10 protein-coding genes and 1 pseudogene are annotated in these 15,437 nt (G+C 47.1%); 5 read left to right on the forward strand and 6 right to left on the reverse strand.

The window, feature by feature from the left end; translation table 11 throughout:
• Positions 1-1,899: pseudogene (locus VIC_RS11205) on the reverse strand (alkyl/aryl-sulfatase); the annotation flags it as partial.
• 961 nt (positions 1,900-2,860) lie between these two features.
• Here VIC_RS11205 and VIC_RS11210 point away from each other — a divergent pair.
• Positions 2,861-3,898, forward strand: coding sequence for a hypothetical protein (locus VIC_RS11210; protein WP_006959836.1), 1,038 nt, complete (start codon positions 2,861-2,863; stop codon positions 3,896-3,898).
• A gap of 140 nt (positions 3,899-4,038) precedes the next feature.
• On the opposite strand, the gene VIC_RS11215 is transcribed toward VIC_RS11210, so the two are convergent.
• The 4 genes from VIC_RS11215 to gcl form a co-directional block, all read right to left on the reverse strand.
• On the reverse strand, positions 4,039-4,653 hold the full coding sequence (locus VIC_RS11215) for a TetR/AcrR family transcriptional regulator (protein ID WP_006959837.1): 615 nt from the start codon (positions 4,651-4,653) through the stop codon (positions 4,039-4,041).
• Positions 4,654-4,955: 302 nt separating this feature from the next.
• A complete protein-coding gene (locus VIC_RS11225; protein ID WP_031342638.1) occupies positions 4,956-5,855 on the reverse strand; it encodes a 2-hydroxy-3-oxopropionate reductase in 900 nt (299 codons plus the stop codon).
• Positions 5,856-5,880: 25 nt separating this feature from the next.
• Entirely contained in the window at positions 5,881-6,657 is a 777-nt protein-coding gene (gene hyi, locus VIC_RS11230; RefSeq protein WP_006959839.1) for a hydroxypyruvate isomerase, read from the reverse strand.
• Between the two features lie 59 nt (positions 6,658-6,716).
• Entirely contained in the window at positions 6,717-8,489 is a 1,773-nt protein-coding gene (gene gcl, locus VIC_RS11235) for a glyoxylate carboligase (protein WP_006959841.1), read from the reverse strand.
• A 311-nt stretch (positions 8,490-8,800) separates the two neighbouring features.
• Here gcl and aceB point away from each other — a divergent pair, with 311 nt between their 5' ends.
• Both aceB and VIC_RS11245 read left to right on the forward strand, forming a co-directional pair.
• On the forward strand, positions 8,801-10,429 hold the full coding sequence (gene aceB / locus VIC_RS11240) for a malate synthase A (RefSeq protein WP_006959843.1): 1,629 nt from the start codon (positions 8,801-8,803) through the stop codon (positions 10,427-10,429).
• Positions 10,430-10,449: 20 nt separating this feature from the next.
• A complete protein-coding gene (locus VIC_RS11245) occupies positions 10,450-10,887 on the forward strand; it encodes a GlcG/HbpS family heme-binding protein (RefSeq protein ID WP_006959844.1) in 438 nt (145 codons plus the stop codon).
• Positions 10,888-10,927: 40 nt separating this feature from the next.
• On the opposite strand, the gene VIC_RS11250 is transcribed toward VIC_RS11245, so the two are convergent.
• Complete coding sequence (locus tag VIC_RS11250; RefSeq protein ID WP_006959846.1) at positions 10,928-11,848, reverse strand: LysR family transcriptional regulator; 921 nt, start codon at positions 11,846-11,848, stop codon at positions 10,928-10,930.
• A 130-nt stretch (positions 11,849-11,978) separates the two neighbouring features.
• Here VIC_RS11250 and VIC_RS11255 point away from each other — a divergent pair, with 130 nt between their 5' ends.
• Together VIC_RS11255 and VIC_RS11260 are read left to right on the forward strand one after the other, a co-directional pair.
• Complete coding sequence (locus VIC_RS11255; RefSeq protein ID WP_006959847.1) at positions 11,979-13,397, forward strand: YfcC family protein; 1,419 nt, start codon at positions 11,979-11,981, stop codon at positions 13,395-13,397.
• Between the two features lie 9 nt (positions 13,398-13,406).
• Complete coding sequence (locus tag VIC_RS11260) at positions 13,407-15,221, forward strand: CocE/NonD family hydrolase (protein WP_006959848.1); 1,815 nt, start codon at positions 13,407-13,409, stop codon at positions 15,219-15,221.
• Positions 15,222-15,437: the final 216 nt, after the last annotated feature.

Genomic DNA, 15,437 nt, shown 5'->3' on the forward strand with positions numbered 1-15,437 from the left:
CTTTGAACACTTTCTTATCACCGTTGAGCTTAATATCCCCATTGGAAATAGCCTTCTCAAGAGTGGTTACACCAAGTTGTACGTCATCAAGCGTTGCTTTGGTTAAAGTGAGCGAAACATCTGGATCATCATTGAATTTCGTTGTGTGGTTAAGCACTGAGTTTTCGATATACAAGGTATATTTTTCACCAAGATCGGTGAAATTGATGTTAATGGTGTAGTCCTTGCCTGCCGCTTTTTCTGGAAGCAATCGAACCGCAAGATAGTCGAATAACATCTCCGGTGGCATATTTTTGATGATGTCAGGAGAGGCTGTATTGGTTCCACCTGCAGATGGAGTACCGTTTCTTAATTCATATGCACCTTGTAAGTAGACGGAACGCCAAGGGCCAGACTCAGCTTGATAGCCAAGTTGCTCATAAGTATCAGCCAGTAATGCTTTACCGTTTTTACTTTGAGGGTTTGCAAATACAACGTGTTTTAACACTTCCGCTACCCATCGATATTTTCCGTTATCGAAATCTTGTCTCGCTTTGTCGATGACGGTTCTTTCCCCACCCATATATTCAACATATTTTACCGCAGCATTCGTCGGTGGAAGGTTATTGAGGTCTGATGGATTACCGCTGTACCAACCCATGTAGCGTTGATAGACGGCGCGACTGTTGTGGCGCAGAGTTCCGTAGTAACCACGAGTACTCCAATTATTCTCAATTTCATTTGGGAATTGAATTATTTCAGAGATTTCAGAACCAATGTAACCTTGATTCATTAAGCGAACGGTTTGGTCGTGAGTTATTTGTACATATCGCGTTGAAGCTTGAAGTACTCGACAATTTCTTCTTGTCCCCACATAGGCCAGTGGTGACTTTGGAATTTAACTTCGACTTCGTCGCCCCACATTTCGATGGTTTCATTTAAGTAATGTGACCATTTCAAAGCATCGCGAACTTGTGCACCACGGAGGGTCAATATATTGTGCATGGTATTGGTACTATTTTCAGCCATCCACAGTGCTTTTTTCTCAGGGATCCAAGTATTTATCTCTGTTGGTGCTTCAGACCCTGGTGTGTATTGGAACACCATTTTAATACCATCAACAACGTGCTCTTCACCTGTTTTTTCGATAATCAGAGTTGGGCGAATTAGCGTCGCAAGGCCGGTTGAGGTTGTTTGACCTAAGCCCCCGTTGACACCACCTTCAGGATTACGTGGCAACAGCGCGCCATACATATAAATTGCGCGTCGACCCATTGCATTGCCAGCGATGACGTTTTCAGAAACTGCATGCTCCGTAAATCCGTGTGACGCGATAATCTGTACTTTGCCAGCTTCTACATCGGCTTCATCAACAATACCTCGAACACCGCCAAAGTGATCTATGTGGCTGTGGCTATAGATCACCGCAGTAACAGGGCGCTCACCAAGTTCTGCGTTGATAAATGCTAACGCCGCTTTAGCGGTTTCTTGAGAAATCAACGGATCAAAAACAATCCAACCATTTTCACCTTCAACAAAGGTAATATTGGTCAAGTCATAGCCGCGAACTTGGTAGATACCGTCAGTAACTTTAAATAGGCCGTTTATAACGTTTAGCTGAGCATTACGCCATAAACTAGGGTTAACACTATCCGGGGCTTTGGCATCTAGTGTAATGAACTTTTTATACTCTTCTAAATCCCAGACAACGTCCCCATTTTCATTAGTAATGGTGACAACATCTTGCTTGGCGATGAAGCCCTTTTGAGCACGTTCAAAATCTTTGGTGTCTTTAAATGGCAGGGTTTTATAGAGTGCTTGATTAGTATCAATAGTGGCTTGAGTTGCAGGTTTCGACTCTGCTGCGACAACTCCTGTAGACATGACCAACACTAGCAACGAGTTCGTTATATTTCTCATAGAGTGTTCCTTCACTATATGCATGGTTATATTAAATCAGCCTATTAGTAGGTAAATATTTATTGCTAATAGGATTAGTTTTTAATATGCATCAAAATGCATTTAACATAGTGACCATACATTAGAAGACATGGTTATGCCACATGATATTCAATTTGGTATATATCTGGAATTCACGCTTTCTAAGAAATAGGCCCCAAACCTCATGTCTTGCTTAAAAACGTATAGAGGATGAATAAGCTATATGCACTAGAGTAAATACTTAGCAATACCTCAGCTAATCCGCTATGCACCAATTTAGTCAAATAGGTAACACAGAAATGTCCAGAAATGAGTCGATATAATGAGGGTTAATCCTTTGGAATCCGCCTTTATTCGTCATCGAGTTACGACCGACTCAAAGAAGTTTAAAATATTTATGTGGATCAACGTATTAGGCATGTGGAGCTACATAGTTCTTATTGCAAGTCTAATATTTTTAAAGTAAACGGGGTACATGCCTTAAATCATATGGGAAGCGATTGCTTAAATACTCATGTGTACTATCAAAATATAAATTTTATACCTTTCAGCATTCGGTTAATTTGCTGTCACTTTATGAGAGCCCTTACATAGCCTTACAAAGCCATACAATACTCACTGCGGTTTTAAATTAAGCTGTTCTTCTTCGATGAACAGATTTTGTACGTTCCTAGAATTCAAATTTCTTCAAGAAAATACTTATCTTGCTAGCACTATTGCGCTACGTTCATCTAGAAGTTATAAAAATGTTAATTAGGTGGGTCAGATTACCGCATTCGATACCTTCTTGTTATAGCGTATTGAGAGTTCATACGCCCACTTAAGTAGCACTTCGCATCATAGGATGCATATCTAAGATGTTCATGAACGAACGAGGAAACACAGCACTTTTAGGATGGTATAGGCACAGAAAAAGTACACCGAGTGGGGAGATAAACCAATGTATAAAAATGATGCTATTGCAAGTCTAAAACAATACAACAAGCTGGATGAAGTTGAAGTAGAACCTGGAGATATACTGATATTCAAGGTATTTCCTGGCTGGGCATTTGGTCAAATCGAACTCGGAATTACATGGGGGCAAAAGCTCCTACATAAGAAGTCAGCTGATGAAAAGTTTGGGATAAAGCTTAGAGGCTCATCTACTTCTGAACATGCCGCCATTGGTTTGTCAAAAGACTTGTTAGCAGAAGCTGCTGGAGAAATTCACGACACTGATGACATACCAAACAATGCCGCGATTGTATTTAAATGTAAAAACAAAGACTTAGCCGCGGGTGCTGTGACGGTCACTAAGGCATTGTGCAGAATGGATGTGGGTACAAGACCCAGCAATCTAACTATGCTTGACGGTAATTATGATATGGAAGGCGCTAAAAAATCTTTGTTTAAAGAAAGAGCCTTTAAGTCGACTACCAATCAATTTATCGAAGACATTATCAGCTTCGTATATGGAAGCAGCAATGTTATCCCTAACATGTTTTGTTCACAGCTCGCTGTAGCGGCATATGAGAGTGCATCCGTGGCCTTGTATGGTAAAACTTGTTTCGGCTCAGATCCTAGAGGCGTCACTCCTAAATATTTGGAGCACATTCTTAACACCAGCGGGAATTTTTATCTCGCCGGACGGCTAAAAATCCCTCCTCTCATTCTTCACACTCACAAAGTGATAAAAAAATATGAACATGCTAGAAAGTGGAAGCAAAGCCCTGCATCTATAGAACTAGTAGAGGTTTTAGAAGAAGCATGGAGTATGCAAGCAGAAGATAGAGAAGGTTATGGCATACTATTGCATGTTTATGAGACGTACTTTGGGCTTAATGTAAAACCAGAGTATAGGCATGAAATGCGTGAACTAACTCCTGATGAACTCAATGCGCTGCCAGCCATAAAAGCATTGCGTATGAAACCCAAAAGAAATGGTCGCTTGTACAATATGGTTTTCCAAGAGATCGCGCCGTTAGAATATTTCTTGTGATAATTGTGATTTTTCAGTGCTAAATTGGTGTTAATCTCCAAGGTAACAATAAGGGCGTAACCATTAATTGGTTACGCCCTTTTTTTGATCAGATAAAACCAACTAACTTCAGTCGCTAATTCGCATAAGTGAGTGATTACTTACGCTTTACCCTTCACTCCACAGCCTTTAATCACTAGCTGGGTGATAAATTCAGCGGCTTGTTGGTAATCGCCATTATCCAGCGTGTCTTTCTGCATAACGTTACAGATCTGCCAGCTGAAATCTGCGTAAGTCTGCGTCGCTGCCCAGATGGTGAACATCAGGTGGTGTGCAGGGACTTTATCCATCAGCCCTTCTTCACTCCAGGTCGCGAACTTATCCAAAATCATCTGTGACTGCTTAAACAGCTCCTGCCCGATATCTTCTGGCAGCACCTTAGCACCAGACATCACTTCATTAGCGAACACTTTAGACGCGTGTGGGTGGTCGCGTGAAATACGCAGCTTAGCTTCAATGTATTGAGTTAAGGCTTCGACTGGGTCGTCGAGTTCTTCAATCGGGCTAGAGGCTTCCAGTAACGGCTGAGTCACAGTCTGGAGCACAGCATAGTAGAGCTTGTCTTTACTGCTGAAGTAGTAGAACACATTAGGTTTAGGGATATCTGCGGCTTTTGCAATATCCGCCATCTTTGTCGCTGCGTAGCCATGGGTGGCAAACTGTTCACTCGCGACATCGATAATCAATCCCTGATTTTTCTGCCTGATACGAGACATTGTTATTCCCTATACATCTGGTGTAACGACATACTAAACAATATGTTAAGAGAGACAAAGTGGTGGGGATAAAAAATCCCGAAGTAAGCACACCAGGAGCCTGCAATATGGAGCCCGAGGAAGGTGTAACTCCAACCTGCTGTCTTACGACGGGAACGCGTATAAAAGGAGACGAAAAACTACGCGATTTAGTAATGAATCATTTAGGAGCAGCGACTACGGATTCAAGCCATGAGAGAATCAGCAGGACCGCTACCCCATGGAACGATGCGGGAGAGGAATCCACATCGTCCCGACAGGAATTAGTCCCTGATTGAGTGGCCTGAGCGTTTCTCAATCGCTTTAATCAGCGCAGAGTGGTCCCAGTTCTGGCCGCCCATTGCTGCACAATCTTCAAACAGCTCCTGAGCATTTGCCGTATTTGGCAGTGCTACATCCAGCTCTTTTGCACCAGACAGCGCAAGGTCTAGATCTTTCTGGTGCAATGTAATCTTAAAGCCTGGGTCGAATGTGCCTTCCACCATGCGCTCGCCGTGCACTTCAAGAATCTTCGAGTTGGCAAATCCGCCAAGCAATGCCTGACGTACACGCGCTGGATCGGCGCCCGCTTTTGACGCAAACACTAAAGCTTCAGATACAGCTTCGATGTTCAGAGCAACAATGATTTGGTTAGCGACTTTACACGTCTGACCTGCACCATTTTCACCGACTAGCGTGATGTTTTTACCCATTACCTCAAACAGTGGACGCGCTTTATCAAACGCTGATTGCTCACCACCAACCATGATGCTCAGTGAGGCATTAATAGCACCCACTTCACCACCTGATACTGGTGCATCAAGATATTGCGCGCCACTTTCGTTGACACGTGCCGCAATCGCCTTGGTTGCGATTGGTGAAATCGAGCTCATGTCGATAACCAGTTTGCCTGCTGCGCCACTTTCGTTTAGGCCAGCTTCAACACCGTTCTCACCGAACAGTACGTCTTCCACCTGCGGCGTGTTTGGCACCATCAGGATGATCGCGTCCGCCAGACGAGTCGCTTCTGCTGGTGAATGACAAACCAGCGCACCAGCTTCAACAAGTTCAACCGGTGGCGGGTTGAAGTGATCAGTCAACACAATGTCGTGACCCGCTTTTTGCAGGTTGATCGCCATTGGCTTACCCATGATACCTGTACCGATAAATGCAATTTTCATAATATGTTCTCCGTAACGTTAACCGCACTTAGCGGTATAGGTTTAGCCAATCTAAGCCTTCAGTTGTGGTGGTTTTTGGCTTGTATTCACAGCCCACCCAACCTTGGTAACCCAATTCATCCAGATGTTTGAGGACAAATGGGTAGTTAATCTCACCAGTTCCCGGTTCATGACGGCCTGGGTTGTCTGCCAGCTGCACGTGGGCGATCTGGCCGATGTTGGCACTCATGGTTGGCGCTAAATCCCCTTCCATGATCTGCATGTGGTAGATGTCGTACTGAATGAACAGATTGTCACTGCCCACTTCTTTAATCACTGCTTTGGCCTGCTCAGTAGTATTGAGGAAAAAGCCCGGAATATCACGAGTGTTAATCGCTTCAATAACCAGTCGAAGCCCTGCTTCCTGCAATGCTTGAGCGGCGTATCTGAGGTTAATGACAAAGGCTGCATGCGCATCCTGTTGGCTGACACCAGCAGGCGTAATCCCCGCCAGACAGTTGACCTGCGTATTGCCCAGCACCTTGGCGTACTGAATGGCTAACGCAACGCCTGACTGAAACTCTTCGATGCGTGACGGATCACACGCAATGCCGCGGTCGCCAGCATCCCAATCACCCGCCGGAAGGTTGAACAGCACCTGTGTCAGGTTGTTTTGCTCCAGCTTCTGTTTGATTTGCTCAGCATCAAATGCGTAAGGGAAGAGGTATTCCACACCGCTGAATCCAGCCTGAGCAGCAGCGTCAAAGCGCTCAAGGAAATCAACCTCGGTAAATAACATGGATAAATTTGCAGCAAACTTTGCCATAGTGATGTCCTTTTTCTTGCAGCCCTTTCGGGCTGCTTCAGTATTTTGCGATAAACAGATTATTGATTGGCTAGCGCGGTTGGTGCGTCGTCGATGCTGTCTGCCAGAGATTCAAACTCGTTGATGGCATCAATCTCTACACCCATAGAAATGTTGGTCACGCGCTCAAGAATCACTTCCACCACAACAGGTACTTTGTGTTTGTTCATCAGCTCTTTCGCTTGTGCAAACGCGGCCTGCATCTGTTCTGGGTCAGTTACACGAATCGCTTTACAACCTAAGCCTTCAACCACAGTCACGTGGTCAACACCGTAGCCATCAAGCTCTGGCGCATTTTGGTTTTCAAACGCCAACTGAACACAGTAGTCGATATCGAACTGGCGCTGTGCCTGACGAATCAAACCTAGATAGGAGTTGTTCACCAATACGTGGATGTATGGCAGGTTGAACTGAGCGCCTACCGCTAATTCTTCAATCATGAACTGGAAGTCGTAGTCTCCCGAAATTGCCACGATGTCGCGGTTTGGATCCGCTGCACGCACGCCTAGAGCAGCTGGTGTTGTCCAGCCAAGCGGACCTGCTTGACCACAGTTGATCCAGTGGCGTGGTTTGTAAACGTGAAGGAACTGCGCCGCCGCAATCTGGGACAAACCGATAGTGCTGACATAGCACGTATCGCGGCCAAAGGCTTTGTTCATCTCTTCATAAACACGCATTGGTTTGATTGGCGCGTCAGTGTAGTGTGTCTTACGCAGCATGCTCGATTTACGCTGCTGACATTCCGCCACCCAAGCGCCACGATTAGGCAGTTTGCCAGCATCACGCCACTCACGAGCCACTTCAACCAGCAATTCCAGCGCTGCTTTGGCGTCAGAAACGATTCCAAGATCCGGACAAAACACGCGGCCAATTTGAGTTGGTTCAATATCGACGTGAACAAACTTGCGGCCCTTGGTGTAGACATCCAGTGAACCAGTGTGTCGGTTCGCCCAGCGGTTACCAATACCGAACACGAAATCCGATTCCAGCATAGTCGCGTTGCCATAGCGGTGCGCAGTCTGCAAGCCCACCATACCGGCCATCAGTTCGTGGTCATCCGCAATGGAGCCCCAGCCCATCAAGGTTGGGATAACAGGCACGCCAGTGATTTCAGCGAACTGTTGCAGTAGCTCTTCCGCACCAGCGTTGATTACGCCGCCACCTGATACGATGACTGGGTTTTGTGACTCACACATCATCGCCATCGCTTTCTCAACCTGCGCACGTGTCGCTTTTGGTTGATACGCTTCTAGCGGCTCATAGGTGTCGATGTCGAATTCAATTTCCGTTAACTGAACATCAAGTGGAAGGTCGATTAGAACCGGGCCCGGACGACCAGAACGCATTAGGTGGAATGCCTGCTGGAAAGCACGCGGCACCTGAGCGGGCTCTAGAACCGTCGTCGCCCATTTGGTGACTGGTTTCGCAATGGATTCAATATCCACCGCCTGAAAATCTTCTTTGTGCAAACGGGCTCTTGGCGCCTGACCCGTAATACATAAGATTGGAATGGAATCCGCCGACGCTGAATACAGGCCAGTGATCATGTCTGTCCCTGCTGGGCCAGATGTACCGATACAGACACCAATGTTGTCTTGATTAGTACGGGTGTAACCCTCCGCCATGTGTGATGCACCTTCCACATGTCGTGCTAACACATGATCAATACCACCAAGCTTTTTCATTGCCGCGTACATAGGGTTGATGGCAGCGCCTGGAACGCCGAAGGCAATGTCTACGCCTTCCTTTTTCAATACTTCTACCGCTGCTTCGATTGCCTTCATCTTTGCCATGCGAACCTCCATTTCAATTGTATACAATCCAAAGATACTTTGTGTACTATGAATCAATTTCTAAATATAGCAACCCCATTTGCAACATTTTTTCAACATAGAACATTTACCCTAAGTGGTTGCTAACCCCATAACACAAAGAAACCATTACTTTACATAAAATATCTTTACGTAAAAATAATTTCCCAGACGAGTAAATGAAAAATAAATGTTAAATACCCTTTGATTGTTTACAAATTTTCCCATATAAGTATTCGTGTAAATAATTTTTGTACACAAAATCGATCAATATTGTTTAAAGGAGACGAACAATGAATTTGAACGATCTAGCCGAAAGAGAAGAAACTGCCTGTCTGGAGGTTGTCGGTCATACAGACAACCCAGGCTATAAGGAGATTCTGTCAGATGAAGCCCTTTCTTTTCTGACAGTATTGGTAAACCGATTTGGCGCCCGTCGTGACGCTTTGCTGCAAGCACGCGAGGAACAGCAAAAGCAATACGATGCGGGTGCATTGCCAGATTTCAGAACTGACACTCAGGCGATCCGTGATGACAAATCATGGAAAGTGGCAACACCACCGCCAGAGCTATTAGATCGCCGAGTAGAAATTACCGGCCCAGTAGACAGAAAAATGGTTATCAATGCGCTGAACTCCGGCGCGAAAGTCTTTATGTGCTGCTTTGAAGATGCTTCTTCACCGACATGGGAAAACATGGTCGAAGGGCAAATCAATCTCAGAGACGCCAATGCAGGCACCATCAGCTACTTTGACGACAAAAAAAATAAGCAATATGAGCTGAATGCCAACCCTGCCCTACTGATCGCTCGTCCACGCGGCCTGCACCTGCCAGAGCAATCAATCCAATTCAATCAACAAGCGATTCCGGGCTGTTTAATGGACTTCGCTTTGTACTTCTATCACAACTACCAGACCCGAGCGCAACAAGGTCTGGGCGTTTACTACTATATTCCTAAGCTAGAAAGCATGGAAGAAGCAAAATGGTGGGATGACGTATTTGCTTTCACTGAAGATCACTTCGGCGTGGCACGTGGCACGATCCGCGCAACCGTACTGATCGAAACACTGCCAGCAGTATTCCAAATGGAAGAGATGCTCTACGCCATGCGCGATCATATCGTGGCGATGAACTGCGGCCGCTGGGATTACATTTTCAGCTACATAAAAACGTTGAAAAACCATCCAGATCGCATCCTGCCAGATCGTCATGTGGTTGGTATGGATAAAGAGTTCCTCAATGCTTACAGTCAGTTACTCGTCAGAACCTGCCACCAGCGTGGTGCGCTGGCAATGGGCGGTATGTCGGCCTTTATTCCTGCCAAAGACCCACAGGAGATGGAACGCGTCACCGCTAAAGTGATTGAAGATAAAGAACGTGAATCACGCAATGGTCACGATGGCACTTGGGTCGCTCACCCTGCTTTAGTCGACTTGGCGATGTCTGTGTTTGATAAAAACCTTGAAGGCAAAGTCAATCAGCTCGATTTCGTCAGCCCTGCGCACGAGATTGGCGCAGAGCTGCTACTTAAACCATGTGAAGGTTCGCGTGACGAAGCTGGCGTGCGCAAGAACATTCGCATCGCTCTTTACTACATTGAAGCATGGATTCAGGGCTCAGGTTGTGTACCTATCTATGGTCTGATGGAAGATGCGGCGACGGCAGAAATCTCACGCGCGAACATCTGGCAATGGATTCATCACGGCGTGAAGCTGGATGATGGCCAAACCTTCAACAAAGAATTATTCCACACGTGGTTGTATCAGGAACTCGACACTATCAAACAGGAAGTGGGTGAGGCTCGCTATGCGGCAGGCCGCTTTGAACAAACTGCTGACCTTTTCTATAAGTTGTCTACTGCAGAAGAGTTCGCCACCTTCCTGACCTTACCTAGTTACGAGCTTCTGCAAGGAGCCGCGTAAACAAAAAATCAGGAGATAACATGGGAAGTTTAACTCTAGAACAAGCACTAGCCGTCATTGACGGTACTTTTCAGGCTGGACAAAAGAGCCAAAGCGCCCCTCTGACGGTCGCTGTACTCGACAGCGGAGGAAAGCTGATTACGTTGCAACGACAAGATGGCAGTAGCATGATGCGGCCAGACATCGCAATCGCAAAAGCATGGGGTGCTCTCGCGCTCGGCTGCTCCTCAAGAAAGCTCGCTCAAGACGCAGACAACCGCCCCGCGTTTATCTCCGCCGTAAACGTTCTGGCACACGGTAATATGGTCCCCGTTCCTGGTGGCTTACTTATCCGTGATGCTGAGCAGAACATCCTCGGTGCAGTCGGGGTCAGTGGAGATATCTCCGACCTCGACGAAAGCTGCGCCCTGCGTGGTATTACTCACGCCGACTTGTTCTGTGATGAGAACGCGGCATAACCCTTCATCAAAAGCGGCTCCGGCCGCTTTTTTATTACCGTTAACGGCCCAACACGGGCAGTTCTGTCAACATTTCCTGAAGTAAATCCGAAAACGCATCAATGACTGGCTGTTTGCGCTCATTGGCAATGTCATCAGGCCGCTGGATCACGCCGTACTGATAGCGAGGCAAGTCCAAGATCGGCAGCGCTCGAATCTTGTGATTATCCATCCCTTTGAGCATGGTGCTGTTGGCAATCGACACGCCAATCCCTTCCGCCACCAGTGAACAAGCGACATCGACAGAGTGCGCTTCAACAACGATTTCCGGAAACAGATTACTGCGAGTAAACCAGTTCATCACATCATGACGAGTACTGCTCTTACGCCCGATCATGACCAGTTTCTGATCGCGCAAGTTGTCAGCGTTGACCGAATGGAATGCCTCGAACTCATGGCCCTCGGGAAACACACACATCGCAATCCCTGAATCCAGTGCCGTGGAACGAAACTTGGAATGATTGCTGATGCGGGTAAACCCAACATCGGCCTGACCGGAATAGACACTTTCTTCAATCGACTGATAATGGCTGGAAAACAATTCAACCGACACGTCAGGAAATAGCGCCACCAGCTGCTTGATAAGTTTGGGGGCCAGTGACTTGGCAAAGGTATAAGGCATCGCAATCTTGAATACTTGCTTCGCTTTGCGTCCCCTTTTGATTTCCGACGCCTGACTCTGGAGCTGTTCCATACCCTCTAAAACGTGCAGTGCGTTTGATAACAAATTGAGCGATTCGGGCTTAATTTTCAATCGTCCTCGGTCTCGTTCAAAGAGATCCAGATCAAGCTCCTTTTCCAGCTGAGCCAACATTCGACTCACACCAGATTGAGATAAGTTCAATTGCTCTGCCGCCAGACTGGTTGTCCCAGCTTGGCTGATGGCTTTAAGCACCCGAAGTTGTTTCGCCGTTATATTCATCTGGTTCCATTTAAATAAGTCACTTTAGTCATACATCTATGACTATTCGTCATTGAATTGAAAACCCTAACACAAAAAAATATGTTGCAGAAATGTTGTAGGATAGAATGTGACGAAATGGAGATTTAAAGTGAGTGAAGCGATATCACCAGCTCAACAAAATGTTACTGAACAACCCAAGAAGAAAGGTAACTTAAACCCTGTAATCATCCTGCTGTCTGTCGTTGTGGTAGCAGTACTGATGACCTATTTTTTCGATTCCGGACAGTTTGAACGTAACGGCAAACTGATCATTCCCGGCACCTACCAAGTGCTGGAAAAAGACGTCTCCCCACTCAACCTGATTGGTATTTACCCTCAAGAAGGCGAAGCTCAAGCCGTCAGTTTGCTTGATGCGTTAGTCAGTATTCCTCAAGCCATCACCAAACAAGCTGGCATGATTTTCATGGTGCTGTTTATCGGCGGCATGTTTGGCGTACTCGACAAAGTGGGCGCCATTGAAACAGGCCTTGAGCGCACACTTTCTGCCACCCGCGGTAACGTCTACTTATTGGTACCGATCCTGATGGTGGTGTTTTCCATGGGCAGTACCTTCATGGGGATGGCGAAGGAGTTCCTGCTCGTGATACCTATGGTCGTCGCCATGGCAACAAGACTGGGACTGTCAAAAATTATCGGTCTGGCGATTGTCACCATTCCGGTTAAAGTCGGTTACTTAGCATCGATCACTAACCCTTATGCCCTATCCGTCGCTCAGCCACTGGTTGATGTGCCGATATTCAGCGGTATGGGGATGCGTATTTTCGTTTACGTGGTACTGATGATCATCGGTGTGGCGTACGTGCTGCATAGTATTCGCAAAGAAGCGCGCACAACGGAAATCGTCGCGCAATGGGACAACAAACCTCTGCCAGTTCGCCATACGCTTGTACTAACGGTTCTTGGACTGGGCATCGCCTTTCTGGTCTATGCTTCACAAACGTGGAAGTGGAAATACAATGAGTTATCTGCGTATTACATCTCGCTTGGTGTGATTTTCGCTGTCATCGGCGGCTTGTCAGCCAATGACACCATCAACGCTTTCATCAGCGGTATGAAAAAGGTTCTCATCGCAGGCGTATTGATCGGGCTCGCCACCTCTGTCGCTATTGTCCTTGCGCAAGGTAAAGTGCTTGATACCATCATCTACCACTTAGCCGGAGTCATCGGTGAAGGCCAACCAACGCTGGCTGCCTATGGCATGTTCTTCTCTCAGTTGGTCATCGACGTGGCGATTCCATCCACCTCTGGGCAAGCCGCCGTCACTATGCCAATCCTTGGTCCACTCGGGCAGCTTTCCGGTGTCGACCCACACACCACGGTACTGGCCTTCCTGATGGGTAACGGGGCGACAAACATCATTACACCGACTTCCAGCGGACTACTGATCTTCCTTGCGACGGCACAAGTTGGATGGGGACAATGGGCGAGATACATCTTCCCATTCTTCCTCATCACCATTGCGTGTGCCCTGGTCTTCCTATCTATCAGCCTACACGTATACGCCTAAGGACATCTCATGAAAGCAGTAACTGATGTCAAAATCCGTACGCGAGACGGAGAAACACTCGCGACCGATATTTACTTTCCAACCAACGGTGAAGGCCCATGGCCCGTGGTAATGGAGCGAACGCCTTACGACAAAACGGCGCCTTCTCGTTCTGAAGTCACGTTGCAAGGGCATAAGGTCTCCCGTGAAGAAATGGCGCAGGCATTCGTTGATAAAGGTTTTGTGTGTGTCTTTCAGGACTGTCGCGGCCGTTATCAGTCCAGCGGCACCTTTACCAAGTACATCAACGAAGCCGAAGATGGCTACGATACGTGTGCATGGCTAGTTGAGCAGTCTTGGTGCAATGGAAAAATAGGTACCATGGGGCTGTCATACGCCGCCCACACTCAGCTGGCACTTGCGTGTCTCAATCCTCCGGGGCTGGCGAGTATGGTGATGGATTCAGGGGGATTCTCCAATGCCTATAAGTGCGGTATTCGTCAGGGCGGAGCGTTTGAGCTCAAGCAGGCGACATGGGCCTATCGCCAGGCACTGGTGAGCCCCAAAGCCGAGCAAGATCCTGTGGTAAAAAAAGCGCTGGAGCAGGAAGACATTCGCGAATGGTTTAAGTACTTGCCGTGGAAAGCGGGCCAGTCGCCACTGCGCCATGTGCCTGAATATGAAGCGTATCTACTTGAGCAGTGGAAACAGGGCAGTTTCAGTGATTTCTGGAAAAAGTCCGGCATCTACGCGCTTGATAGCTATCAGAACATTGCTGATATTCCGGTGTTGCTCATGTCGAGCTGGTACGACGTATACGTTAAAAGTACGCTGGAAAACTACACGGTGTTGAGTGAAAAGAATCGCTCTCAAACAGCATTGATCATGGGGCCTTGGCTTCATGGAGACCGAAATACCACGCATAGCGGTGACGTAGAGTTCGGTCAGGACGCCTCATTTGACGACAACATTGACAGCAACTGGCTGGATTTTCGCGTGAAGTGGTTTCAGCGCTGGCTGCTTAATGATGACCGTCATACGTTTGCCAACGTGCAGGTGTTCCAAATGGGCGGCGGTTCAGGTGAAAAAAACCAACTGGGCCGGCTTCAACACGGAGGCCAGTGGCTAAGCAGTGATCGCTGGCCAATGAAAAACACCGAAGCTCAGAACTGGTATCTGCATCGACAGGGCCAGCTGACCCAGCAGGCTCCGGCCACAGACAATCACATCAGCTATCTGGCCGATCCGAGCAACCCAGTCCCCACTATTGGCGGCGCGTTAACCTCGGGTAAGCCAGTGTTTGAAGGTGGTGCGTACGATCAACGTGAAGATGTTCGCTTTTATGGTACCAAAGGCAACCATCTCCCCCTTGCCGCACGTTCGGATGTGCTGGTGTTTGAGACCGAACCACTCGCTGAAGATTTGATTGTGTCAGGAAAAGTATCGGCGAAACTGTTTATTGAATCCGACGCGCCGGATACGGATTTCACCATCAAACTGGTGGATGTTTATCCGCCAAGCGAAGACTACCCGCAAGGCTTCGCGATGAACATCTCCGATGGCATCTTTCGTTGTCGCTACCACAAGAGCTGGCAGCAGCCAGAGCAGCTTTGCCGCGGCGTGATTTACGAAATTGAGGTTGAAGCGTTTGCCACTCAGAATTGCTTCGCGCAGGGACACAAACTGCGATTAGACATTGCCAGCAGTAATTTCCCTAAGTTTGACGTCAACCCAAATAGCGGTGAACCCGAAGGTGAGGCGTATGCCAAACAAGTGGCCAAAAACACCATTCACTGTAGCCACAGTCATTCATCAATGTTGACCTTGGAGATACTCCCGAGCTAGAAAATTAAGCCCCTATTTATGGTAGGGGCTCTATTCGCGCTTTCGGCAGCTCTTACCCATGGTCAAAACACGCTGATTTCAATTTCTAAGTGCATTTCAGATACTTACCACCATCAGCAAAATTCATCTTTGGTTGATTAAAATACTCATTATCTATCAGTAAGTTACCAGGTATTGATTTCGTTACTGGGTTAAATATTAGTTAACCTAGGTTAA

Origin of the sequence: Vibrio coralliilyticus ATCC BAA-450 (genome assembly GCF_000176135.1) — a bacterium.
Taxonomy (GTDB): domain Bacteria; phylum Pseudomonadota; class Gammaproteobacteria; order Enterobacterales; family Vibrionaceae; genus Vibrio; species Vibrio coralliilyticus.